The sequence below is a fragment of the Streptomyces sp. NPDC107521 genome, assembly GCF_055598485.1.
The window spans coordinates 21,333-44,123 of record NZ_JBVKAT010000005.1 but is presented as its reverse complement, the minus strand read 5'-3'; the positions used below and the strand labels follow the sequence as shown (position 1 = coordinate 44,123).

At 75.5% G+C, this 22,791-nt stretch carries 19 protein-coding genes; 13 read left to right on the top strand and 6 right to left on the bottom strand.

Features of this window, described 5'->3' with window-relative positions; all coding sequences use genetic code 11:
* Positions 1-48: 48 nt before the first annotated feature.
* The 5 genes from ACZ7LB_RS09800 to ACZ7LB_RS09780 all read left to right on the top strand — a co-directional run bounded on the left by ACZ7LB_RS09800 (position 49) and on the right by ACZ7LB_RS09780 (position 5,972).
* Positions 49-1,203 (top strand): cytochrome P450, encoded by a 1,155-nt coding sequence (locus ACZ7LB_RS09800; protein ID WP_471466705.1) that lies wholly within the window; start codon positions 49-51, stop codon positions 1,201-1,203.
* Positions 1,200-2,138, top strand: a complete 939-nt coding sequence (locus ACZ7LB_RS09795; RefSeq protein ID WP_471466703.1) for an NAD-dependent epimerase/dehydratase family protein — start codon at positions 1,200-1,202, stop codon at positions 2,136-2,138. Before ACZ7LB_RS09800 ends, ACZ7LB_RS09795 begins: the two co-directional genes overlap by 4 nt.
* Positions 2,139-2,537: 399 nt before the next feature.
* Positions 2,538-3,206: a GntR family transcriptional regulator gene (locus tag ACZ7LB_RS09790; protein ID WP_471467149.1), complete on the top strand. Its 669-nt coding sequence runs from the start codon at positions 2,538-2,540 to the stop codon at positions 3,204-3,206.
* A gap of 283 nt (positions 3,207-3,489) precedes the next feature.
* Positions 3,490-4,677, top strand: coding sequence for an amidohydrolase (locus tag ACZ7LB_RS09785; RefSeq protein ID WP_471466701.1), 1,188 nt, complete (start codon positions 3,490-3,492; stop codon positions 4,675-4,677).
* Complete coding sequence (locus ACZ7LB_RS09780; protein ID WP_471466699.1) at positions 4,674-5,972, top strand: MFS transporter; 1,299 nt, start codon at positions 4,674-4,676, stop codon at positions 5,970-5,972. Before ACZ7LB_RS09785 ends, ACZ7LB_RS09780 begins: the two co-directional genes overlap by 4 nt.
* A 146-nt stretch (positions 5,973-6,118) precedes the next feature.
* Here ACZ7LB_RS09780 and ACZ7LB_RS09775 read toward each other — a convergent pair whose 3' ends face one another.
* From ACZ7LB_RS09775 to ACZ7LB_RS09760, 4 genes are all read right to left on the bottom strand, one after another.
* A complete protein-coding gene (locus ACZ7LB_RS09775; protein WP_471466698.1) occupies positions 6,119-6,610 on the bottom strand; it encodes a DUF1097 domain-containing protein in 492 nt (163 codons plus the stop codon).
* A gap of 85 nt (positions 6,611-6,695) precedes the next feature.
* Positions 6,696-8,123, bottom strand: a complete 1,428-nt coding sequence (locus tag ACZ7LB_RS09770) for a YlbE family protein (RefSeq protein ID WP_471466696.1) — start codon at positions 8,121-8,123, stop codon at positions 6,696-6,698.
* A complete protein-coding gene (gene fdrA / locus ACZ7LB_RS09765) occupies positions 8,120-9,676 on the bottom strand; it encodes an acyl-CoA synthetase FdrA (RefSeq protein WP_471466694.1) in 1,557 nt (518 codons plus the stop codon). Before fdrA ends, ACZ7LB_RS09770 begins: the two co-directional genes overlap by 4 nt.
* A complete protein-coding gene (locus ACZ7LB_RS09760) occupies positions 9,673-10,629 on the bottom strand; it encodes an oxamate carbamoyltransferase subunit AllH family protein (protein WP_471466692.1) in 957 nt (318 codons plus the stop codon). Before ACZ7LB_RS09760 ends, fdrA begins: the two co-directional genes overlap by 4 nt.
* 128 nt (positions 10,630-10,757) lie before the next feature.
* Between ACZ7LB_RS09760 and ACZ7LB_RS09755 the strand changes: the two genes are divergently transcribed.
* The 3 genes from ACZ7LB_RS09755 (at position 10,758) to ACZ7LB_RS09745 (ending at position 13,852) form a co-directional block, all read left to right on the top strand.
* The gene (locus tag ACZ7LB_RS09755) at positions 10,758-11,687 is read left to right on the top strand and encodes a carbamate kinase (RefSeq protein ID WP_471466690.1); all 930 of its coding nucleotides are present in this window, start codon (positions 10,758-10,760) and stop codon (positions 11,685-11,687) included.
* 59 nt (positions 11,688-11,746) lie between these two features.
* A complete protein-coding gene (locus tag ACZ7LB_RS09750; RefSeq protein ID WP_471466688.1) occupies positions 11,747-12,592 on the top strand; it encodes an ankyrin repeat domain-containing protein in 846 nt (281 codons plus the stop codon).
* Positions 12,593-12,871: 279 nt separating this feature from the next.
* Positions 12,872-13,852, top strand: a complete 981-nt coding sequence (locus ACZ7LB_RS09745; RefSeq protein ID WP_471466687.1) for an SGNH/GDSL hydrolase family protein — start codon at positions 12,872-12,874, stop codon at positions 13,850-13,852.
* A 97-nt stretch (positions 13,853-13,949) separates the two neighbouring features.
* Here ACZ7LB_RS09745 and ACZ7LB_RS09740 read toward each other — a convergent pair whose 3' ends face one another.
* Positions 13,950-14,972, bottom strand: coding sequence for an ABC transporter substrate-binding protein (locus ACZ7LB_RS09740; protein ID WP_471466685.1), 1,023 nt, complete (start codon positions 14,970-14,972; stop codon positions 13,950-13,952).
* A 478-nt stretch (positions 14,973-15,450) separates the two neighbouring features.
* Here ACZ7LB_RS09740 and ACZ7LB_RS09735 point away from each other — a divergent pair, with 478 nt between their 5' ends.
* From ACZ7LB_RS09735 to ACZ7LB_RS09715, 5 genes are read left to right on the top strand one after another with little or no spacing between them, the layout of a single operon-like run.
* Positions 15,451-16,308, top strand: a complete 858-nt coding sequence (locus tag ACZ7LB_RS09735) for an amino acid ABC transporter permease (protein ID WP_471466683.1) — start codon at positions 15,451-15,453, stop codon at positions 16,306-16,308.
* Complete coding sequence (locus ACZ7LB_RS09730; RefSeq protein ID WP_471466681.1) at positions 16,305-18,086, top strand: FAD/NAD(P)-binding protein; 1,782 nt, start codon at positions 16,305-16,307, stop codon at positions 18,084-18,086. The genes ACZ7LB_RS09735 and ACZ7LB_RS09730 overlap by 4 nt, the downstream gene beginning before the upstream one ends.
* Positions 18,083-18,844 carry an amino acid ABC transporter ATP-binding protein gene (locus ACZ7LB_RS09725; RefSeq protein WP_471466679.1) on the top strand — a complete coding sequence of 254 codons (762 nt, stop codon included), beginning with the start codon at positions 18,083-18,085 and terminating at the stop codon, positions 18,842-18,844. Before ACZ7LB_RS09730 ends, ACZ7LB_RS09725 begins: the two co-directional genes overlap by 4 nt.
* A 41-nt stretch (positions 18,845-18,885) precedes the next feature.
* Positions 18,886-19,965 (top strand): LLM class flavin-dependent oxidoreductase, encoded by a 1,080-nt coding sequence (locus ACZ7LB_RS09720; protein ID WP_471466677.1) that lies wholly within the window; start codon positions 18,886-18,888, stop codon positions 19,963-19,965.
* Positions 19,962-21,260: an NtaA/DmoA family FMN-dependent monooxygenase gene (locus ACZ7LB_RS09715; protein ID WP_471466675.1), complete on the top strand. Its 1,299-nt coding sequence runs from the start codon at positions 19,962-19,964 to the stop codon at positions 21,258-21,260. The genes ACZ7LB_RS09720 and ACZ7LB_RS09715 overlap by 4 nt, the downstream gene beginning before the upstream one ends.
* Before the next feature lie 216 nt (positions 21,261-21,476).
* On the opposite strand, the gene ACZ7LB_RS09710 is transcribed toward ACZ7LB_RS09715, so the two are convergent.
* The gene (locus ACZ7LB_RS09710) at positions 21,477-22,790 is read right to left on the bottom strand and encodes an MFS transporter (protein ID WP_471466673.1); all 1,314 of its coding nucleotides are present in this window, start codon (positions 22,788-22,790) and stop codon (positions 21,477-21,479) included.
* Between the last annotated feature and the right edge of the window lies 1 nt (position 22,791).

Sequence of the window (22,791 nt, the reverse complement as noted above, 5' to 3'; positions counted from 1 at the left end):
CGGCCGCACCGCCCCGACGCCCTCCGAACCGAAGCGGGTGACCTCGCGATGACCACCGTCCCCTCCCAGCCCCCGGCCCCGGCCGCGCTGCGCGCCGCCCGGCGCCGCGACCGGCGCGTGTACACCCGGTCCCGCCCGGTGCTGTTCGCCCTCCTCGCCGCCACCCGCCGCCGCGCCGTCACCCGTGTCGGCGGCACCGTGCTGGTGCAGGGCACCGAGCCCTGCCGCGAGGCGCTCACCCGCGTCCCGCTGGACCGCGCCGCCCCGGGCACCACCGGCGGCGCCGCCCGCGAACTGTCCGCGGGCGGGGCCCTGTTCGACCAGGAGGGCGACGGACACCGCGCCGCCCGGCGCGCCGTTGCCGACGGCCTGGGCGCGGCCGGGGTGGAGCGGCTGCGGCCGGTGTGGCGGGAGGTCCTGGAGCGCCGCCTGGCGCCCCTCGGCGCGGGCCGGGAGGTCGACCTCGTGCCGCTCGCCCGGGAGATGGCCGGGGCCACCGTCCGCGCGCTGCTGGGCGGCACGACCGCCGGGCCCGAGGAGATCGCCGGGGCGGCGGCCGACGCGGCGGCCACCGCCGTGCGCGGCCATCTGCCCGGCCCCCGCCCGCCCGGCACCGCGCGGGCGGCCCACGAGGCGGCGGCACGGCTGGAGGCGCTGCTCGCGCCCGTCTCCGGGACGGCGGCGGACCCCGCGCTGCGCGCCGTCCTCGCGGTCGCCGCCGTCAACACCACCGTCGCGGCCCTGCCGCGTGCCGCCGCCTGGTGCGCCGACGCGGGGCTCTGGGAGCAGGCGGCCGACGACGGGCTGCGCCCCGCCCTGGCCGGCGAACTGCTGCGGGTGCTCGCGCCCTCCCCACTGCTCCCCCGGGTGGCGGCGGCCGACGCGCGGCTGGACGGGTGCCCGGTGCGGGCCGGGGACCGGCTGGCCCTGGTGGTCCGGCACGCCGCGCGGGCCCACGACCGGCCGCCCGACGCCCTGGACCCGGCACCGGCCGCCGCGGCCCGGCTGGTCTTCGGCGCCGGACCGCACGCCTGCCCCGGCGCGCGGCTGGCCCGCGCCCAGCTCGACGACGTCCTGGCCGCGCTCGCCGCGCACCGGCCCGTGGTGCTGCGCGTCCGGGCGGACCGGCGCGCGGCGCTGCCCGGCTGGCGCTCCCTCACCGTCCGGGCCACCACCGGCCCCGGCCGCCCGGAGGCCCGGTGACCACCGTCGCCGTCACCGGGGCCACCGGCTTCTGCGGCTCCCACGTCGCCCTCGCGGCGGCCGCCCGGGGCCTCGGCGTGCTGTGCGTGGGGCGACGGCCCGGTCCGGTCGGGCAGCACGTCCCGTGGGACGCCGAGCGCGACGTGCCGGACCTGTCGGGGGCGGACCTCGTCGTGCACTGCGCGGCGGCGGTGGGCGACCCGGTTCCCGGCTCCCCGGCGGAGGCCGTGATGCGCGCCGTCAACGTCGACGGCACGGCGCGGCTGCTGGAGGCGGCCGGGGGGCGGCCGGTGGTGTGGGTGAGCAGCGCCAGCGTCTACGCGCCCGGGCCCGGCCGCTCCCGGATCACGGAGGACCATCCGGTGCGCGGGCAGCTCAACGCCTACGGGCGCACCAAGGCCGCCGGGGAGGCCCTGGCGCTGGCCGCGGGCGCCGTGGCGCTGCGGCCCCGGGCGGTCTACGGCGCCGGGGACCCGCATCTGGTGCCCCGGCTGCTGTCACGCGTCCGCCGGGGGCTGCTCCTGCTGCCCGGCCCGAGCGTCCGGCTCAGCCTGACCGCGGTCGAGAACCTCGCCGACGCCTGCCTCCTCGCCGCCGGGTGGCCGCCGGGCGCGTACAACATCGCCGACCCGGTGCCGTACGACCGGGACGCGGCGGTCCGGGCGGTGCTGCGGGCCCACGGGGTGCGGCCCCGCGTCGGCCACGTGCCGCTGCCGCTGGCCCGGACCGCGGCGGGCGTCGCCGAGCGGCTGGCCCGGGTGCGGCACCGGGCGGAACCGACGCTGTCCCGGTACGCCGTGGACCAGTTGGCGCACTCCGTCGTCCTGGACGTCGGCCGGGCCGAGTCGAGGGGGTGGACGGCCCGGCGCACCCTCGCGGACCACACGGGCGCCCCGGTGCGCGGCGGAACCCCCGTGACCTCGACGGATGGTTGACCAAAGGGCCCGGGCGGGCGGCCTGGGCCCCGCCGGGGGCGGGGCCGGGCGGGGCGGGGCGGGGCGGGGTGAGGCGGGGCGGGGTGAGGCGGGGCGGGGTGAGGCTGGATGAGACGCACCGGCGCGGGGCGGTGCGCAGCCGTGTGCGGGCGCCCGCTTCGGGCGGCGCCCGGCGCCGGGTCGCCCCACGCCAGCCGCGCCATCGGCACGCGCCCGCCCCGCACCGGTCCGCCCCACCGGCGCCCCGCGCCGACCCGCCGCGCCGATGTGTCGGCGGGCCGGTGCGCCGCCCCCGGACGCCGCCCGCCGGGCGCGGGGCACACCGGGCCGGGACCGGTGACGGCGGGCCGGGGGCGCGGCCCCGCGCCGGGCATCGTGGAGAATCGTCGTGTGAAGCGAGTGAAGAAGGACGGGACCACGGTGCCGGAGGAGTTCGCTCCCGAGTCGGAGCGGGTCACGCGGCAGCTGCGGGACGAGATCCTGGACGGCGTGCGGCAGCCGGGCAGCCGGCTGGTCGAGCGGGACCTGGCCGAGGCGCTGGGCGTGAGCCGGCTTCCCGTGCGGGAGGCCCTCCAGGCGCTGGTGGCCGAGGGGCTGGTGACACCGCGCCCCCGGTCCTGGGCGGTGGTGCGGGAGTTCACCCCCAGTGACATCACCGACCTCGACGAGGTGCGGTCGGCCCTGGAGTCCCTGTCGTTCCGGCTGGCCGCGCAGCGGCACACCCGCGCGGGCCTGGAGAGGCTGCGCGCCGACGTGGACGCGGAACTCGACGCGGCCCGGGCCGGGGACGCGGTGCGCGCGCGCCGCGCGGCGGCCGACTTCCACCAGACGATCGCCACGCTGGCCGCCAACGAGCTGCTGACCGAGCTGGAACGGGTGCTGCGCAGCAGGCTGCGCTGGCTGCTCAGCCAGCACGACGACCTGCTGGCCATCGCGCGGGAGCACGAGGCCCTCTACGAGGCGGTCGCGGAGCGCGACGTCGCCCGGGTCGACGAGCTGGTGGCGCAGCACCTGTCCAGCAGCCGGTCGGCGGCCATCGAGCACCGCAAGCAGAACCGGACGACGTAGCCCCGGCCGCCGCCGGGCCGAAGTCCCCTCCGCCCGGGGCGGGCCGTCGCCCCGGGCGGCGCGCACGCGGCCCGGGGGCCGGGGATCGCCCCCTGGCGGCCCGGGCCCGGCGCCGCGGCCGGCCGCCCGCCCCGTGGCCCGCGCCATGCCCCTCCCGGGCCCCGCCGAACCCCCGCCGGGCCCCGGGGTGCCCTCCTGCCCGGCCCTCTCCAGGGCCCCCGCCCCCGGCCTTACCCCGCGCCGCGCCGGACCATGGAACCAAAAATGGGATACCATTTTCTCCATGTCTTTGACGACCCTGACGAACGTCCGCCCCTGGGGAGGCCCCGCCGTAGATGTGCTCATCGACGGCACCCGTATACAGGAGGTGCGCCCCGCCTCCGTCCGCCCGCCCGCGGGCCGACTCGTCGACGGGGGCGGGCTCCTGGCCCTGCCCGGCTTCGTGAACGCCCACGCGCACGTCGACAAGAGCTGGTGGGGCAAGCCCTGGGTGTCCTACGGCGGTGACTCCACGACGGAGGGCCGCATCGCCCACGAGCGGGCCGAGCGCGACCGGTACGGGCTGCCCGGTGTCGACAGCGCCACCGCCGTGCTGCGGGAGTTCGTCCGGCACGGCACCACCGCGACCCGCACCCATGTGGACGTCGACCTGGGCGTCGGCCTGCGGGGCGTCGAGGCGGTGCGCGAGGCGGCGGACCGCCTCGGCGGGGCCGTCGAGGTGGAGATCGTCGCCTTCCCGCAGGACGGCGTGGTGCGCCGCCCCGGCGTGCTGGACCTGCTGGACCGGGCCGCCGCGGCCGGGGTGGCGAGCATCGGCGGCATCGACCCGGCGGGCATCGACCGCGACCCCGTCGCCCAGCTCGACGGGCTGTTCCGGATCGCGGAGCGGCACGGCACCGGGCTCGACATCCATCTGCACGACGGGGGTGAACTGGGCGCCTTCCAGTACGAGCTGATCATCGACCGCACGCTGCGGACCGGGCTGCGGGGCAAGGTGACGGTCTCGCACGGCTTCGCCCTCGGCGAGCTGCCCGCCGGGCGCCTGCCGGGCCTGCTGGACGGCCTCCAGGAGGCCGGGATCTCCTGGGCGACGGTCGCCCCGGTGCGGTCCGCGCCGCTGCCGTGGCGCGGGATGACCGACCGCGGCATCGGCATCGGCCTGGGCACCGACGGCATCCGCGATCTCTGGTCGCCCTTCGGTGACGGCGACATGCTCGCCATCGCCCTCGGGTTCGCCCGGCTGCACGGGCTGCACACCGACGAGGACCTGGTCGCCGCCGTGCGGCTGGCGACCTCGGAGGGCCGGGCGTTCGTCCACCGCGAGCACCACGACCTGGTCGCGGGAGCCCCCGCCGACGTGGTGCTCGTCGACGCCGAGAACGTGCCGGACGCGCTGGTCCGGGTGGCCCCGCGCAAGCTGGTGATGGCCGGTGGCCGGGTCGTCGCCCGCGACGGCGACCTCCTCCTGTGAGGGGAGGCGGACGAGGTCCGGGCGGCCCGCTGGCGTCGCTGAGGGGCAACCGCCCCTTCCGGCTGCTGTGGTTCTCCAACGTGTTCTTCTTCGGGGGCGTGTGGACCCAGACCCTGGTGATGGGCTGGCTCGCCTTCGACCTGACCCACTCGACGTTCCTCGTCGCGGTGTTCACCTCCGCCCGGCTGGCCCCGATGTTCCTCGGGCCGGTGGCCGGTGCCTACGCGGACCGGCACAACCGGATCCGGCTGCTCATCGTCGCCTGCGGGTGGGCCGGGGTCGCCGTCTCCCTGGTGGCGGCGCTGGCCACGGCGGATCTGCTGTCGTACTGGGTGCTGGTGGTCGGCGGGCTGGCCATCGGCCTGGCGCAGTCCCCCTCGCAGCCCGCCCGGGCCTCCCTGGTGCTCGAACTGGTGGGCCGGGAGAACCTGTCGAACGCCAACGCGCTCAACTCCATGGCGCTGAACATGACGCAGGTGATCGGCCCGGGGCTGGGCGGCGCGATGATCGCGGCGATCGGCGCGCCCGCCGCCCTCTGGGTCTCCACCGCCTGGTACGCGGCCTCGCTGGTGCTGCTGCTGCCGCTGCGCCCCTACGGCGGGGTCGTCGACGAGGGGACCGGACCGGTGCTCGCGATGGTGGCCGACGGGTTCCGGCTGATCGGGCGCAACCGGCTCGCGGTGGCGGTCCTCCTGGTCACCCTCGCGGCGAACACGCTGCTGTGGCCGGTGTACCAGTCCTTCATGCCGGTCTTCGCGGAGGAGTCGCTGGGGATGGACGCCGCGGGGCTCGGCGCCCTGCTGACCTGCAGCGGTGTCGGAGGGCTCGTGGGATCGCTGGTCATCGCCGGGATGGGCGACTTCCCGCGCAAGGGGGCGGTGTTCGTCGGCGGGACGGCGCTCTGGGCGTTCCTGTGGGCCCTGTTCGCGCTCTCCCACGACGCGGTGCTGTCGTTCGTGCTGATCTGCCTGATCGGCGTCGCCGGCGCGGCGTTCGGGGTGCTGCAGACGACGCTGCTGCTGATGACGACCGAACCGGCGGTGCACGGCCGGGCCCTGGGGCTCCAGGAACTCGCCATCGGGATCATGCCGTTGGCGACGCTCGCCCTCGGGGGCCTCGCCGAGTGGGCCGGTCTGGAGGCCACGGTGTCCGGCGCCGGGATCGTCCTCGTCGCCGCGCTGGGGCTGCTCGCGCTGCGGACCCCGGAACTGCTGCGGTTCGGCGGCCCCGCGCACGGGCCGGCCGCGGAGCCGGCCGGCGGTCCCACGGCGGTCCGGGACCGGTCGGCCGCGTGAGGTGCCCCGCGTGAGGCGCCGGGGGCGGCCGTCGGACCGCCGCTCCCGGCCCGCGCCGGTACGGCGGCGCCCCGGCCGGTCCGCGCGTGGCGGGACCGGCCGGGGCGTCGCCGTCGTCGGCCGCCACCGGACGGAGAGGGCCGTCGTCAGCCCGCGTCGACGGCGGCGCTCTCCGGCGCGGGCTTCCAGCGGGCGAAGAGGGTGCTGCCGCCCCAGTCGCACAGGAGCCCCAGGAGGATGCCCGCGGCCAGGGAGGCCAGCAGCAGCGGCCAGTCGTTGTCCTGGATGGCGAAGAGGGAGTAGCAGCCGACGAAGGTGCCGGGGACGAAGGACGTCCAGCGGAAGTGGCCGAGCAGCACGATGCAGGTCACGAAGAGGCCCACGGTCAGCGCGTACGCGACGTCGCCGCTGCCCAGCACGACCGCGCCCTCGATCATCAGCCAGGCGCAGAGCACTCCCGCGAAGCTGCTGGTCAGGGTGAGCGCCGCACCGTGCAGAAGGCGCCGGCCGCAGGCGAAGTAGGCGGTGCAGCCGGCGAACCCGGCCCAGGCCGAGAGGCCGACGGTGCCCGCGAAGCCTCCCCAGATGCCGCAGAACACTCCGGTGAACGCCGCCGTGGCGATCAGGTACCGGTTCACACCAGTCTCCCTGGAGGGGTGAGGGGGACGGCGGCCCGCGCCCCGTGGACCCGTCGGGGCCCCGGGGCGCGGGCCGGCCCGGGGATCAGGCCAGCCGCTCCGCGAGGGCGATGACCGCCTTCTCGAAGACCTCGGCGGGCGGGTGGGTGATGCCGGCGCCGATCATGCCGATGCCCGGCTCCCGGTGCGCGATGGCGGTGTTGATGACCGGCAGGATCCCGGTGTCCAGCACCTTGCGGATGTCGATGCCGGTCGGCAGCCCCTGGAACCCGAGCGAGGGGATCGTCAGGTTGGGGTTCTCGGCGGTGGTGATCTCGCCCATGCTCCGTGTGTAGGCGACGGCCTCCTCCACGGTGCCGCCGACGAGCGCCACGATGGCCGGTGCCGCGGCCATCGCGAAGCCGCCGAAGCCGTAGGTCTCGCTGATCGCGCTGTCGCCGATGTCGAGCCCGGCGTCCTCCGGTCGGTACCCGGCGAACATGGGGCCGACGACCTTCTGGGCGGGCCCGGTCAGCCAGTGGTTGCCGGGCAGGCCGCTCACCCGGAGGCCGAACTCGACGCCGTTGCGGGCCATCGTGGTGACGATCGTCGAGTCCTCGACGCCGTGCGCCGCGTCCAGCGCCACCTTGGCCATGGCGAGCCAGGTGGGGCCGGAGAAGTAGTCGGAGCCGGCGACGAAGTCGAAGACCTCCTTCTTCTGCTCGGTGGTGAAGCCGGTCCGCAGCAGCGACGGGGCGAGCGCCTGGAACAGCAGCAGGGTGCCGGCGACGTTGCGGTTGTGCGCCTCGTCGCCCATGTGCAGGGCCTGGGCGAGCAGCAGGCGCAGATCGACTGGGCCGCCGATCTCCATGGCCTCCTTGAGCATGGGGCCGAGCACGTCCCGCATCCAGACCAGGCGGTCGATGACGCTCGCGTCATTGGCGCCCATCCGCAGGATCTTGGCCATCTGCTCGGACAGGTTGGTGTAGGCGTGGTTGCCGTGCGTCTCGTTGCGCAGGACGTGCATGTACATCGACGCCGAGGTGACACCGGCCATGGAGCCGACGCAGTCGTGCTCGTGGCAGGGCGAGAAGGTGATCCGGCCGGAGGCCGCGACCCGCTCGGCCTCCTCCAGGTCGGCGGCGAGCCCCTCGAAGACGATCGCGCCGAGCACGGCGCCCTTCATCGGGCCAGACATCCGCTCCCAGGTGATGGGCGGCCCGGCGTGGATGATCGTGGTCGGGGTCATGCCGGGGACCACGTCGAGGGCGCGCCCGAAGCCGACCAGCATCGGCTTGGCGCTGGTGATCCGCTCGACGGCCTCGGCGTTGGCGGCCTCGATCCGGGCGGCGAGATCGGGCCGGGCGAGGACGTCGAGGGCGGCGAGCACCTCGGGCTTGCCACCGCCGGGGGGCGCCCAGTCGAGGGTGGTGACGTTCGCGCCCTGGGCGGCGATGTCGTCCTCGAACATGCTGAGGCCGACGTTGACGACGTTCAGCGTGCCGTCGAAGAGCTGGGTGGTGGGCGTGGTCATGCGGGGGTTCCCTTCCGAACGACGGCGTGGGCGTACTGCCCGGTCTCGGTGCTGCTGCGGGTGACGGTGACGCCCGCGGCCTCCAGTGCGGCGACCTGCTGGGCGAGCGCGGGGGTGTCGAGGTCGGTGCCGAGGACGTAGCCGACGATCTCCAGGTGGCGGCCGGCCTCGGCGGCGACGGCCTTCGCCTCGGCGATGGCGGGCAGGGTCACGCCGACCGGGTCCTCGTGCGAGCCGAAGCCGAGCACGAAGTCCATGACGACGACGCCGACCGTGGGGTCGTGCGCCTCCTTGACGAGGCGCTCCAGCCGCAGCGACGGGTCGATCATCGGGTGCGGGCGGCCGTTGGTGAACTCGTCGTCGCCGAAGTCGAGGAAGGTGTGGCCACGGGCGGTGTCGGAGGCGCCGAGGACGCGGTCGGGGTTCTTCTGGATGTTGCTCCAGACGTCCTCGCCCGCGTCGAGCAGCGCGTACATCGCCTCGTCGCACAGTGTGCCGCCGCAGAACAGGCCCCGGACGTGGCGCTGTTCGGCGTTCAGCCGGGCGCGCGCCGCCTCGACGCGGGCGGTGTCGGGCCCGGGGACGGAGGCCAGGGGGTCGCCGGTGAGGCGTACGGCCCGGAGCGCGGCGTCCTGGCTGCTCGCGGCGAAGTGCCCGCCCGCCTCGGTGACGGCCTCCTCGGAGCCGCCGATGAAGTACACGACGACGGGCTTGCCCGCGGCGGCGATCTCGGCGAGGACCTTCCGCTCGACCTCGGGGGCCGGGGGCTTGGAGACGAGGACGATCGTCTCCGTGGCCGGGTCGGCGGCCAGGGCGCGGATGCCGTCGATCATCATGACGCCGCCGACCTCGGCGCTCAGGTCGCGTCCGCCGGTGCCGATGAGCTGCGATATCCCGCCGCCGAGGGCGTGGACGCGCACGCTCACCTCCTGCGATCCGGTGCCGGAGGCCGCGACGACGCCGATCGCACCGGGGCGGACCGCGTTGGCGAAGCAGAGCCCGACGTTGTTGACGATCGCGGTGCCGCAGTCGGGGCCCATCATCAACAGGCCCTTTTCGTGGGCGAGTTCCTTCAGGGCGATCTCGTCGGCGACCGTGACGTTGTCGCTGAACATCATCACGTGCAGGCCGTTCTCCAGCGCCCGGCGGGCCTCGCGGGCCGCGTAGGCGCCGTTGACGGCGATGACGGCGAGGTTCCGCGAGGGGTCCGCCGCGGCGGCCGCGGCGATGGTGCGGTGGGTGACACGGCTCCCGCCCCCGGCCGGGGCCTTCCTGGTCAGCAGTTCCTCGACGGCGGCGAGGGTCGCCTCCGGGTCGGTGCCCTCCCCGGTCACGGTGACGATCATCAGGTCGCCGTTGCCCGCGGCCTCCAGCCCGGGGGTGAGCAGGCCGAGGTTGTCCAGTACGCCCTTGTTCATCTCGGTGGCCATGGCCACGAAGGCCTGCTCGACGCCGTCGAGCTGGTTGGCCCGGGTCGAGATCGACATCAGGGACACCGAGTCGAAGTAGGTGTTCTTCTTGATCACTGCTGTGACGTTCGCTTGGACGTTCACATGGAACCTCTCAGTTCTGCTTCCAGGCGGAGCCCGGCCAGCAGGCCGGACAGGAGGTCGGTCCCGGAGGTGTGGCCGATGCCGAGGACACGGCCGGCCGGGACGCGAAGGTGCTCGGACCATCCGGCGGGGTCCCGCTCGCCGGGGGCGAGGAGACGGCACAGGAGGTCGAGCAGGCTCTGACGGGCACGTCCGCGGAGGGCCTCGCGGAGCGTGATCCGGCTCAGCCGCGTCGTACGGTCCGGGTGGCGGTCCAGTACGTCGCGGACCGCCCCGGCGTACGGGGCGAGGCGGCTGCCCGGCTGGGCCGCCGTGAGTACGAGGCCGGTGAGGAAGTCGTCCCCGGCCGGGGTCAGCCCCGGGCCGAGGCCCAGCAGCCCGGCGGCGGCCGGTCCGACGGCGGGGAGGTCCCGGGCGGCCACGGCGCGCACCAGGGCGGTCCGGCCCGCGCGCAGCCGGGCGGCGACCTCGGCCTCGAAGGCGTTCGGCTCGCGGCCGGGCGGGGGGTGCGGGGCGCCGGGCCGGGTGTGCATACCGCCGGTGACGCCGTCCCGGTCCAGGAGCACCGCGAGCGCCCGTGCCCTGGTCCGCAGCTCCGCGGGGCCCAGTTCCAGCACCGTGGATATGGCATCCCATTCCTTCGCTCCGACGAGGAGTACGGAGCGCCGCCCGGGAGCGCCGAAGTGGATCTCCCGTGCGGTCAGCGTCACGGGCGCACCCGGGACGGCACCGAGGGACGACCAGTCCGGGACGTCCGCGCGGACCGACCACGGGGCGTCGTCCAGCACTCGGGAGCAGAGCGTCACGAGCACATCACCCGAGGTCAGAAGGTTGACAGTGTGAGTGAAGACGGAGTCCACCCGGGCCGCGAGGGGGCCGCGGGACAGCAGGCGGGACAGCGCGGCGTCGAGCGACACGGCCCTGACCGGGACGACCGGAGCGGTTGTTGTCATGACCCCTTCCCTCACCTCGCGCATGGGTTCTCACCGGGGACGATCCTTGTCGAAATGGTATACCATCCAGCTCATGATGCGGTCACGCAGAGCGCGGGCCCGCAGGGAGCGAGAACGAAGGAGCGGACATGCGAGTGGTCGTGGCCCTGGGAGGGAACGCGCTGGCCCGTCGCGGAGAGCCGATGACGGCCGAACGACTGCGGGTCAACGTGCAGTCGACGTGCCGGGCGCTGGCCGGGCTCACCCGCGAGCACGAGGTGGTCATCACCCACGGGAACGGGCCGCAGGTCGGCCTGCTGGCCCTGCAGAACCTGGCCTACCAGGACGTCGCCGCCTACCCCCTGGACATCCTCGGCGCGGAGACGCAGGGCATGATCGGTTACGTGGTCCAGCAGGAGCTGACCAACGCGCTGGTCGGTGAACGCGAGGTGGCGACCGTGCTCACGACGACGGTGGTCGACGAGAACGACCCCGCCTTCGAGCGGCCGGCCAAGCTGATCGGGCCCACCTACTCGGCCCAGGACGCGGCCGAGGCGGCGGCGGAGTACCGCTGGACGATAGCCCGCGACGGCGACACCTTCCGCCGGGTCGTACCGTCCCCCGACCCGGTGCGGGTGGTCCAGGCGCCGGCGGTGCGCCTGCTCCTGGAGAGCGGCCGGCTGGTCGTCTGCGTCGGCGGCGGCGGGGTGCCGGTCCGGATCGACGGCACCGGCCGCGAGGTCGGCATGCAGGCGGTGGTCGACAAGGACCTCGCCAGCGCCGCGCTCGCCGCCGAACTGGAGGCGGACACCCTGATCATGCTGACCGACGGCGACTACGTGAGCGAGAACTGGGGCACGCCCCGGCAGCGGGACATCCTGACCGCGTCCGCCGACGCCATCTCCGAACTCGCCTTCGCCGAGGGCTCAATGAAGCCCAAGGTGGACGCGGCGATCCGGGTCGCGCGGGCCGGCGGGCGGGCGCTCATCGGACCGCTGGACCGGCTGGACGACCTGCTGGACCGCAAGGTCGGCACCGAGATCCGCGGTGACGTGGACGGCGGCATCGTCTTCGTGTGACCACCACCCCGGGGGGCCCGCCGGGCCCCCCGGGCCGCACCGCTGAAGGGAGACACACCATGATCCGGCGGACCGGGCCGCGCAGGCCCCTGCCGCACACGGCCACGAGGCTGGCCCGCGTCCTGGGGGCGGGGCTGGTGGCCGTGACGCTGGCCGCCTGCGCGGCCGACGACTCGACGCCCGCCGCGGCGGGCACCCCGCGGGCGGCCACCGGCGGCCCGTCGGCCGCCCCCTCCGGGACGCCCTCCGCGGACGCCCCCGCCACGGCGGGCACGGCGTCCGGTGCCCCCTCGTCCCGCCCCGCCGCCCCGGACGCCGGGGCGACGGCCCGGCTGGCCTCGGCGGTGGCGGACGACGACCTGGACGCCGCCGCCCGGGCCGTCGCCGACGGCGCCGACCTGGAGAAGCGGGGGCGCGAGGGCCGGACCCCCCTGGTCGAGGCCACCAAGGCGGAGCGGACGGGGATGGCCCGGCTGCTCCTGGAGGCCGGCGCCGACCCCAACGCCAAGGACTCCCTCCAGGACTCGGCGTTCCTCTACGCCGGGGCGGAGGGCCTCGACGAGATCCTCCGGCTCACCCTGGACCACGGGGCCGATGTGCGGAGCACCAACCGCTACGGCGGGACGGCGCTGATCCCGGCCAGCGAGCACGGACACGTCGAGACCGTCCGCATCCTGCTGAAGGCCGGCGTCCCGGTGAACCACGTCAACAACCTGTCGTGGACGGCCCTCCACGAGGCGATCGTCCTGGGCAACGGCTCCGAGGACCACCTCCGGGTCGTCACCCTGCTCCTCGACGCGGGCGCGGACCCGTCGATCCGCGACGGCCAGGGCGTCCTCCCCCGCGACCTCGCGGACCGGCGCGGCTACCCGCGGATGGTGGCGGCGATCGACGCCGCGTCCTGAGGCCCGGGACCGGGACACCCGGCGGGCGGCACCAGGGGCCCGCCGGGCACGGGCATGGCGGGCGGCGGCCCCGGTGCCGCACCCCGCGCACGGGGCACGCACACCCCGGCGCGCCGGGGCGGCGTCCCCCATCGGGACGCCCTCCACCAGCAGAATGTGGCAGTCCGCAGGCGGGCGAGTGCGTTCGGTGACGCACGGACGAGTGGGTTCGGTGACGCCTCCCCGCCTTCCGGCGCCCGGTGTTCACGGGCGCCCCCATGCCGCATTCCTGGAGGACCCGTGGCACGCTCCCGCACCCGGCTGGCCGTGATCGGCTCGGCCGCCGCACTCGCCGCCTGCTCCCTCGTCCCGGCGCAGTCCGCCGGGGCCCGGCCCGCCGCGGTGGCGGCGGCGGCCCACCAGTGGGTCGCGCTCGGCGACTCCTACACCGCCGGTGTCATCCCGGCCGCCGGTGACACCTTCGAGGTGCCCCGCGACGGCTGCGAGCGCACCGACCAGTCGTACCCGCAGGTCATCGACCGCGACCTGGGATCGTTGTTCGACCTCACCAACGTGAGCTGCGGCGCCGCCACCATCGAGGACGTCACCTTCCGCGCCCAGGAGCCGATCGGCCGCCATCTGCCGCCGCTCTCCGAGGACCCCGACTACCCCTTCCCGGCGGTGCCGCCCCAGTCCGCGGCCGTGGGCCCCGGCACCGATGTCATCACCGTCGGCGTGGGCGGCAACACCCTCGGCTTCGCCGACATCCTCTTCCAGTGCCTCCAACTGGGCTCGGGCAGCGGCGGCGTGGGCAGTCCCTGCGAGGACGACCTCGCCGGCGGCATCCCCGCCCGGCTGGAGAAGGTGGGCCGGGAGTACGACGAGATGCTCACCGTGCTCCACGAACGCGCCCCGCACGCCCGGATCCTGGCCGTCGGCTACCCCACCGTCATCCCCGCCGACACCTCCATGTGCCGCTACAACGACCTGGAGCAGTTCGGCCCGGTCACCCGCGACGACCTCGACTGGCTGCGCCGGGACGTCCTGGAGCCGCTCAACAAGGTCATCGAGAAGTCGGCCGCGGGCCAGGACTCCGCGCGGTTCGTCGACCTCTACGACTCCTCCCGGCAGCACAGCGTCTGCGACAGCGGCAAGTGGGTCGAGGGCGTCTTCACCCGCGTCCCCGACCAGGTGGCGGCGGTCCACCCCAACGCCCGCGGCCACCGCAACGCCGCGGACCACGTGACGGCGGCCATGCTGGACGGCATCGGCCTGGACTGACGCTCCGGGCAGGCCCAAAGGAGCGGACGGGACGCGCGGACCGGCGGGCGCCGGGACCGGCCCTCCCCCCGCCGCGCCGCCACCTGCTGACGTTCCGTCAGTCCTTCAGTTCCGGCGGGGAGATCTCGGACCGGGGGATGGCCGAACCGGTCGTCCCCCACTTCCCGAGGATCCTGTCGTACGTGCCGTCCTCGATGAGCCCGTTCACCGCCGCCTGGAGGGCGGGCGCCAGCGGGGAGCCCTTCCTGAGCGCGAAGCCGACGTCCAGGCGGTGGAACTCGTTGAGGAACTCCAGGCCCGGCTGGTGGGCGACGGCGTAGCGCAGGCCGTTGATCGTGGACATCACCACGTCGCTGCGGCCCTGCTGGAGCGAGGACCAGAGCGCGCCCGTCTCGCTGTAGGTCCGCACCTCGTACGGCTTCTTCCCGGCCTCCGCGCACCGGTGGACGTTCTCCGTGAGGGTGGCCTCGAAGGTGGTGCCCGCGCTGGTCGCCACCTTCCGTCCGCACAGCCGGACGAGATCGGTAACCGGGGACAGTCCGCTGTCCGCGCGGGCGGCGAAGCCCTGGCCGTCGTTGATGTAGGTGACGAAGTCGATGGTGCCGAGCCGCTCCTCGGTGACCCCGAAGTTGGAGGCGCCGATGTCGTACTTGCCGCTGTCCAGGGCGGGCAGGATGGCCTCGAAGGACGCCTGCTCCACCTTGAGCCGGATGCCGAGCGCCTTGGCGACGGCCCGTGAGAAGTCGACGTCCTGGCCGGTCAGCGTCCTGCCGTCGGCCAGATAGGTGGTGCCGGGCGGGGTGCCGCCGACACTGACGGCCAGGGTGAGTTCACCGCTGCCGGGCGGCAGCAGCCGTGCCGCGGCCGGGTTCTCCGCGATGCCGGAGACGACATCGGCGGTCGGGACCGCGCCGGAACCGGCCCCCGCCCCGGCGCCGTCGGCCGAGGGATCGCCCGTGCCGCAGGCGGTGAGCAGCAGGGCCAGCGGGACGGCGAGGGCCGGGAGGAGGGACGGGCGCCGGCGGCCGGATCTCTCCGGGCCCCCGGGCCCCAGCGGTCCGCGGGACCTCCGGCTCCTTCTGTTCCAGCGGCTGTTCCGGGCACGCGAGAGCGTACGCATGGTGGACGGTCTCCTGAGGACGACGGCGGGGGGCGGCGCGAGGGGAGGGGGGAACACGTGTGATGACGGCGGCGCGAGGCGGACGGCGCGGGCGGGAGGCAGGGGCGCGGGAAGCCGCGAAAAAGCGTGAAGCCGCCCTGGCCGGGCGGGAGTTCAGGGCAGGCGGCGGGGTCGGCTCAACAGGAGGAGGACCACACTCGACCGAAGTCGATGTGGGAGCGCGTGACCAGCCACTGCTGCGGATGCATGGGTCAAGTGCAGCAGGCGTCCACCGTCCGCGTCAACGACCTGAGACGCATCGCTCACAGTGTGGACAGGGTTGACAACGCACCGAAACCGCCCCGTAGTCTCGGCGGACGGCCCTGCTGAGGGGCTCGGCCGTATCCGCGCCGCTGGGCGCGGACCGCGCGCCCCGTGCGCGCACCGTGTGAAGGCACCGCCGCGGCGTCCGGCCGACCCGATGCCACGGAGCCCTCCCATGCCCTCCGACACCCTCGCCCAACCCGCCGCCGTCCCGGCGGCCCCGGACCGGGCGGACCTCCCGAGGATCGTCCCGCAGCGCCGGGCCGGCCAGTGGACGGCCGCCGTCCTCGTCCTCCTCCTGCTGGGGGCCGCCGCCACCTCGGTGCTGCGCAACGACGCCTTCCACTGGGACGTCGTCGCCCGCTACTTCACCTCCGACGCCGTGCTGCGCGGCCTCTGGCTCACCCTGTGGCTGACCGCCGTCGTCATGGTGCTGGGCTTCGCGCTCGGCACCCTGCTCGCCGTGCTCCGGCTCTCCGCCAACCCCGTGCTGCGCGCGGTGAGCTGGGGCTACGTCTGGCTGTTCCGGTCCATACCGATCCTGGTGCAGTTGCTGCTGTGGTTCAACATCGGTGCCCTGTACCCGAGCGTCCTCGGGGTGCGCACCGTCGACCTGCTGGGCCCGGTCACCGTCGCCGTCATCGGCCTCACCCTGCACGAGGCCGCCTACGCCGCCGAGGTGGTGCGCGGCGGCATCCTCTCCGTCGACCGGGGCCAGACCGAGGCCGCCCAGGCGCTCGGACTGGGCCGGTGGCGGCGGCTGCGGCGGATCGTGCTCCCGCAGGCCATGCGCTCCATCGTCCCGCCCGCCGGGAACATGCTGATCGGCACCCTCAAGGGCACCTCCATCGTCAGCGTCATCGCCGTGCAGGACCTGCTCTACTCGGTGCAGCTCGTCTACCACCGCACCTACCAGGTGATCCCGCTGCTGATGGTGGCCACCGTCTGGTACACCGTCGTCACCTCGGTGCTCGGCGTCGGCCAGTACTACGTCGAGCGGCACTACGCGCGCGGCACGGAGCGCACCCGATGAGCCGGCCCTCCCTCGTCGTCGTCGGCGCCGGGCCGCGCGGCACCGGCGTCCTGGAGCGCGTCGCGGCCAACGCGCCGCTCCTGTACCCGGGCCGGGGCCTGGACATCCACCTCGTCGACCCGTACCCGCCGGGCGCGGGCCGCGTCTGGCGGCAGCGGCAGTCACCGCTGCTCTGGATGAACTCGCACGCCGAGGACGTCACCCTGTTCACCGACGAGACCGTCGAGATGGACGGACCGGTGCGCCCCGGGCCCACCCTGCACGAGTGGGCCGGACTCGACGGCCGGGTCTTCGCCGGCCGCCGTACGCAGGGCGCCTATCTCCGCTGGGCGTACGAACGCGCCGTGGCCTCCCTGCCGGAGGGCTTCGTCGTCCACCGCCACGCCTGCCGCGCGGTGCGGGTCGACGGGCCCCGCGAGGGGCGCCAGCGGGTGTGGCTGACCCGGCGCCCGCTGCCCCTCCACGCCGACGTCGTCATCCTCGCCCTGGGCCATCTGGACGCCGAACCGGACGCCGAGCAGCGCGAGTTGGCGGCGCACGCCCGCGCCCACGGACTGGTCCACCTGCCGCCGGACTTCACCGCCGACAGCGATCTGTCGGCGCTGCGCCCCGGCGAGCCGGTCCTCGTGCGCGGCTTCGGACTGGCCTTCGTCGACCTGATGGTGCTGCTCACCGAGGGCCGGGGCGGGCGCCACCACGCGGGCGGCTACCGGCCGTCCGGGCGGGAGCCGGTGCTGTACGTGGGCTCCCGGCGCGGCGTCCCCTACCACTCCAAGATCGGCTACCGCCTCGTCGGCGAACGGCCGCCACTGCCGCGGTTCTTCGGGCCCGCCCAGGTCGAGGAGCTGCTCGCCCGGCCGGGCGGACCGGACTTCCGCCGGGAGGTGTGGCCGCTGATCGAGAAGGAACTGGGCTTCGCCCACTACCACCGGCTGTTCACCGCCCATCCCGAGCGGGCCGCCGGCGGCCTCGCCGCCTTCGAGGCCCGGTACGCCACCGCCGGCGCGGCGGAGCGGGCCGCGCTGGTCGCCGCCGCCGTGCCCGACCCGGCCGACCGGTTCGACCTGGCCGCCCTCGACCGGCCGCTGCGGGGGGTGCGGTACGGCACGACCGAGGAGCTCCAGGCGGGGATGCGCCGGTACGTGGGCGCCGACCTGGCCCGGCGCCACGACCCCGCGCACAGCACCGACCTGGCCGTCTTCCTCGCCCTGCTCTCCGTCTACGGGCAGCTCCAGCGGCTCGGCGGCGCCGACGCCGGGTGGCACGGCCTCTTCAACCACCTCGCCTCCGGCCCGCCCGGCCCCCGGCTGCGCCAGATGCTCGCCCTGTCCCGGGCCGGGGTGCTGCGCTTCCTCGGCGCCGACATGACCGTCACCGCCGCGGACGGCGTGTTCCGGGCGGCCTCCGCCACCGTGCCCGGCGCCACCGTCGACGCCCGCGCGCTGGTCGAGGCGCGGCTGCCGGACCCCACCGTCGAGCGGACCCGCGATCCGCTGCTGCGCGCCCTGTACGCCGAGGGGGCCGCCGCCACCGCCGAGGGCCTGCTGGCGGTGGACCCGGCCGACGGGCGGCTGCTGGACCGGTCCGGTCGGCCGCACCCCCGCCGGTTCGCGCTCGGCCCGTACACCGAGGCGCGCGGCTCCGGCGGCTTCCACCGGCCGCGCACCGGCGGGCCGGCGTTCCGGCAGAACGACGCGGCCGCCCGGTCCGCCCTGACCCTGCTGGGCGCCCCGGACGGCGCCCGCCCGCACCCCCGACTGGAGGAGACACCCCGATGAGCCTCACCGTGGACATCAGGTCCGTCCACAAGAGCTTCGGCCCGCATCCGGTGCTCCGGGGCATCGACCTCACCGTCCGCGCCGGAGAGGTGGCCGTGATCCTGGGGCCGTCCGGCTCGGGCAAGTCCACGCTGCTGCGCACCGTCAACCACCTGGAGAAACCGGACCGGGGGCTGATCGAGGTCGGCGGCGAACCGGTCGGCTACCGGCGCTCCGGCGACCGGCTGCGCGAACTGCCCGAGCGGGAGGTGCTGCGCCGGCGCACCCGGATCGGCTTCGTCTTCCAGAACTTCCACCTCTTCCCGCACCTGACGGCGCTGGAGAACATCACCGAGGCGCCGGTGTCCGTGCTGGGCCGCTCCCGCCGCGAGGCCGGGGAGGCGGCGCGGCGGCTGCTGGAGCGGGTCGGGCTGGCCGAGCGGGCCGACGCCTATCCGCGCCATCTGTCCGGCGGCCAGCAGCAGCGGGTCGCCATCGCGCGGGCGCTCGCCCTGGAACCGGGGCTGCTCCTGTTCGACGAGCCGACCTCGGCGCTCGACCCCGAACTGGTCGGCGAGGTCCTGGACGTCATGCGGGACCTGGCCCGGCGGGGCACCACCATGATCGTCGTCACCCACGAGACGGGATTCGCCCGTGAGGTGGCCGACACCGTGGTGTTCATGGACGAGGGGCGCGTCGTCGAACAGGGCCCGCCCGCCGACGTACTGGACCGCCCGCGGCATCCGCGCACCCGGGCGTTCCTCTCCAAGGTCCTGTGAGCGCGCGGTCCGAGACGGCTGAACGGAAGGAACGGTCCCCCATGACCTCCACGCACAGCGGGCGGCGGCTGCACCTGGCCACCGCCCTGGACCAGCCGGCGGTGCGCACCGCCGGGCCCTACGTGGACGCCGCGCGGCTCGCCGAGCGCGGCGCCCTGGACTTCGTGACCCTGGGCGACGGCTTCGGCCGCCCCGGGCCGGACGCGCTCGCGGTGCTCTCCCGGGTGGCGCCCGACACCTCCCGGGTCGGGCTGGTGCCCACGGTCACCACCACCCACACCGAGCCGTTCCACGTGCAGGCCGCCGTGGCCACCCTGGACTGGGTCTCCCGGGGCAGGGCCGGATGGCGGATCGACGTGTCCGCCACCGAGGGCGAGGCCCGGCTCTTCGGGCGCCGCCGGGCCGCGCCCGCAGACGCGCTGTGGCGGGAGGCCGGGGAGGTCGCCGACGCGGCGGCCCGGCTCTGGGACAGCTGGGAGGACGACGCCGAGATCCGGGACGCCGCCACCGGCCGCTTCGTCGACCGGGACAAGCTGCACCACGTCGACTTCAGCGGCGCCTCCTTCTCCGTCAGGGGCCCCTCGATCGTGCCGCGCCCGCCCCAGGGCCATCCGGTGCGCGTGGTCGACGCCACCGAGCGCCCGGCCCGCGCGGTCGCGGCCCGCCACGCCGACGTGGCCCTGGTGCGGGCGGCGCACCCCGGGGAGGCGGCGGCGGTCCGCGCCGAGCTGCGGGCCGCGGCGGCGGCGCACGGACGCGACCCGGAGGGGCTGCGGGTCCTCGCGAGCCTGGAGGTCGACCTCGGGGACGGGGAGGGCGCCGCCGCTCCCGGACACGGCGGGGGCGGCCCCCGGCCCACCCCGCACGGCCCCCGGTACCGGGGCGGGCCCGTCGACCTGGCCCAACTGGTCATCGCCTGGCACCGGGAGGGCGCCGTGGACGGCTTCCACTTCCGTCCGGCCGAGCCGCACCGCGACCTGGAGCGGCTCGTCAACGGCACGGTGGCCCTGCTCCAGCACCGGGGCCTGTTCCGCACCTTCTACCCGGGCGCCACGCTCCGGGACCATCTGGGCCTGGCCCGGCCCGCCAACCAGTACGCCGCCACCGGGGGGACCCCATGACCGCCCGCAGGACCATGCACCTCGCCGCGCACTTCCCCGGCGTCAACAACACCACCGTGTGGACCGATCCCCGGTCGGGCTCGCAGATCGACTTCTCCTCCTTCGAGCACCTGGCCCGCACCGCCGAACGCGGCCTGTTCGACTTCTTCTTCCTCGCCGAGGGGCTGCGGCTGCGGGAGCACAAGGGCCGCATCCACGACCTGGACGTGGTCGGCCGCCCCGAGTCGCTCACCGTGCTGAACGCGCTGGCCGCCGTGACCGGGCGGCTGGGGCTGGCCGCCACGGTCAACGCCACCTTCAACGAGCCCTTCGAACTCGCCCGCCGGTTCGCCACGCTGGACCACCTGAGCGGGGGCCGGGCCGCGTGGAACGTGGTCACCTCCTCCGACGCCTTCACCGGGGAGAACTTCCGCCGCGGCGGCTTCCTCGACCGGTCCGACCGCTACACCCGGGCCGCCGAGGCGGTGGCCGCCGCGCGGGCGGTCTGGGACTCCTGGACACCGGGCGGCGAGCCCCGGCCGTTCGCCCACCGCGGGGACCACTTCGACATCGCGGGCGAGTTCGGCCTGCCGCGGTCCCCGCAGGGCCGGCCGGTGCTGATCCAGGCCGGGGACTCCGACGAGGGCCGCGAGTTCGCCGCCTCGGCGGCCGACGTGATCTTCACCCGGCACGGCACCCTGGAGGCGGGCCGGGCCTTCTACGCCGACGTCAAGCGGCGCCTGGCGGCGTACGGCCGCCGTCCGGAGGAGCTGAAGATCATGCCCGGGGTCACCGTCGTGCTCGGGGACACCCCGGCCGAGGCGCGGGAGCGGGCGGCGGAGATCCGGCGGCGGCAGATCTCCCCGGCCACCGCGCTGCTGGCGCTGGAGCAGGTGTGGGGCGCCGACCTCTCCGGGTACGACCCCGACGGGCCGCTGCCCGGCTTCGACCCGGTGCCCGACGCACAGCTCACCCAGGGGCGGGCCGGGCGGGGGGACGCCCTCGCGACCGCCGAGAAGTGGCGGGCGCTGGCGCAGGAGAAGGGGCTGTCCATCCGGCAGACGGTGATCGAGGCGAGCGCCCGTCAGTCCTTCATCGGCACCCCCGGGGAGGTGGCCGCCGAGCTGACGGACTTCGTTGCGCGGGAGGCCGCCGACGGCTTCATCCTCGTCCCGCAGGTGACGCCGGGCGGGCTGGACGACTTCGTGGACCGGGTGGTGCCGCTGCTCCAGGAGCGCGGGGTGTTCCGCACCGCGTACGAGGGCGGCACCCTGCGGTCGCACCTCGGTCTGGCGCCGACCGCGCCCACGGACTGACCTCCCGGGGGCGGACGGGCGCCCCGGGCCCAGGCGCGGGACGCCCCGGAGACGGGGCGCCTCCCGCCGGGTCCGGACACCGGGTCGCGCGGCCCGCCGGTGCCCGGCGGCGCGGTGCCGGCCGGCACCGACCGGCCGTCCCTGCCCGGGAGCACGCGGGCCGCGTGTACGCGGACCGGGGAGCCCCGCCGCCGCTGCCCGGCGGCGGGGCTCCTCTCACGCGGCGACGGCGCTGTCCTCCGGCCCGGTGGGCATGGTGCGCAGGGTGCCGACCGGCGACAGGAAGATCGGGACCAGCATGGCCGCGGAGAGCAGCCCCGCGATCCACAGCGCGCCGTGCAGCCCGGCCACCACCGCCAGCAGACCGCCGACCGGGCCGCCCAGCGCGCCGCCGCCGTACAGCAGCATCCGCATGGCGGCCGTCATCCGGCCCATCAGGTGCTGCGGGGTGATGGTCTGGCGCAGGCTCACGATGAGCACGTTCGAGACGCTGCTGCCGAAGTACTCCAGGAAGAACGAGGCCACGAACATGCCCAGGAGCAGCCAGCGGGGGCCGCCGGCGGCGGGCACCAGCAGCGGGCCGAGGAAGATGACCGAGACCGACACCCGGTAGGCGGTGCCCACGCTCAGCGTGCGCACCACCTTGCCGGAGACCAGCGCGCCGAGCAGGCCGCCGACCGCCGCCGCGCCCATCACGAAGCCGACCGCGGCGGCCGAGAGGTCCTTGTCGCGCACGGCGTAGAGCAGGAACAGCGACTGCACCATGGTCAGCAGGAAGTTGCAGGCGCAGCCGACCAGCCCGATGGCGCGCAGCCACCGGTTGCCGAACACCCAGCGCAGGCCCTCCAGGAGTTCCGCGCGCAGCCGCCGCTTCTCCGCGGGGGCCTCGGGCACCGGTTCGGGTGTCCTGATGACCATCAGGGACACCACCGAGACGGCGTACGAGACGGCGTTGGCGGTCATCGCGAAGGGGGCCGAGAAGGCGCTGACGAGGGTGCCCGCGAGCCCGGGTCCGGCGATGTCGGCCGAGGACAGGGTGGCGTTGAGCTTGCTGTTCGCCTCCAGCAGGCTCTGCCGGTCCCTGACCAGCACGGGGACGTAGGACATCCAGCTCACGTCGAAGAGCACGGTGGCCACGCCGACGCCGAGGGCGAGCGCGTACAGCAGGGGGAGGGTCAGCAGGTCGAACTGGTGGAGCAGCGGCACCAGGGCGATGAGCACCATCCGGACCAGGTTGGCGCCGAGCATCACGGGCCGCTTGCGCACCCGGTCCACCCAGACGCCGAAGACCAGGGCGAGCCCGAGGAACGGCGCCAGCTGGGCGAAGCGCAGCAGGCCGAGCTGCTCGGCCCCGACGTCGAAGACCAGGACGGCGGTGAGCGGGAGGGCGAGGTTGGTGATCTGGGTGCCGTAGAGGGAGAGGGCCTCCCCCGTCCAGAACACCATGAAGTCCCGGTGGTGCCAGAGGGACCGGGGCGGGCCGGGGGGCTTCGCGGTGTCCGCCCCGGTGGGGGCGGTGGGCTCCGCCATG

Excerpts from the sequence above, each read along its gene's own strand:
- ACZ7LB_RS09800 (WP_471466705.1), top strand. The coding sequence starts at position 49 with ATGACCACCGTCCCCTCCCAGCCCCCGGCCCCGGCCGCGCTGCGCGCC.
- ACZ7LB_RS09785 (WP_471466701.1), top strand. The coding sequence starts at position 3,490 with ATGTCTTTGACGACCCTGACGAACGTCCGCCCCTGGGGAGGCCCCGCC.
- ACZ7LB_RS09770 (WP_471466696.1), bottom strand. The coding sequence starts at position 8,123 with ATGACCACGCCCACCACCCAGCTCTTCGACGGCACGCTGAACGTCGTC.
- ACZ7LB_RS09760 (WP_471466692.1), bottom strand. The coding sequence starts at position 10,629 with ATGACAACAACCGCTCCGGTCGTCCCGGTCAGGGCCGTGTCGCTCGAC.
- ACZ7LB_RS09755 (WP_471466690.1), top strand. The coding sequence starts at position 10,758 with ATGCGAGTGGTCGTGGCCCTGGGAGGGAACGCGCTGGCCCGTCGCGGA.
- ACZ7LB_RS09750 (WP_471466688.1), top strand. The coding sequence starts at position 11,747 with ATGATCCGGCGGACCGGGCCGCGCAGGCCCCTGCCGCACACGGCCACG.
- ACZ7LB_RS09740 (WP_471466685.1), bottom strand. The coding sequence starts at position 14,972 with ATGCGTACGCTCTCGCGTGCCCGGAACAGCCGCTGGAACAGAAGGAGC.
- ACZ7LB_RS09735 (WP_471466683.1), top strand. The coding sequence starts at position 15,451 with ATGCCCTCCGACACCCTCGCCCAACCCGCCGCCGTCCCGGCGGCCCCG.
- ACZ7LB_RS09730 (WP_471466681.1), top strand. The coding sequence starts at position 16,305 with ATGAGCCGGCCCTCCCTCGTCGTCGTCGGCGCCGGGCCGCGCGGCACC.
- ACZ7LB_RS09725 (WP_471466679.1), top strand. The coding sequence starts at position 18,083 with ATGAGCCTCACCGTGGACATCAGGTCCGTCCACAAGAGCTTCGGCCCG.
- ACZ7LB_RS09720 (WP_471466677.1), top strand. The coding sequence starts at position 18,886 with ATGACCTCCACGCACAGCGGGCGGCGGCTGCACCTGGCCACCGCCCTG.
- ACZ7LB_RS09715 (WP_471466675.1), top strand. The coding sequence starts at position 19,962 with ATGACCGCCCGCAGGACCATGCACCTCGCCGCGCACTTCCCCGGCGTC.
- ACZ7LB_RS09710 (WP_471466673.1), bottom strand. The coding sequence starts at position 22,790 with ATGGCGGAGCCCACCGCCCCCACCGGGGCGGACACCGCGAAGCCCCCC.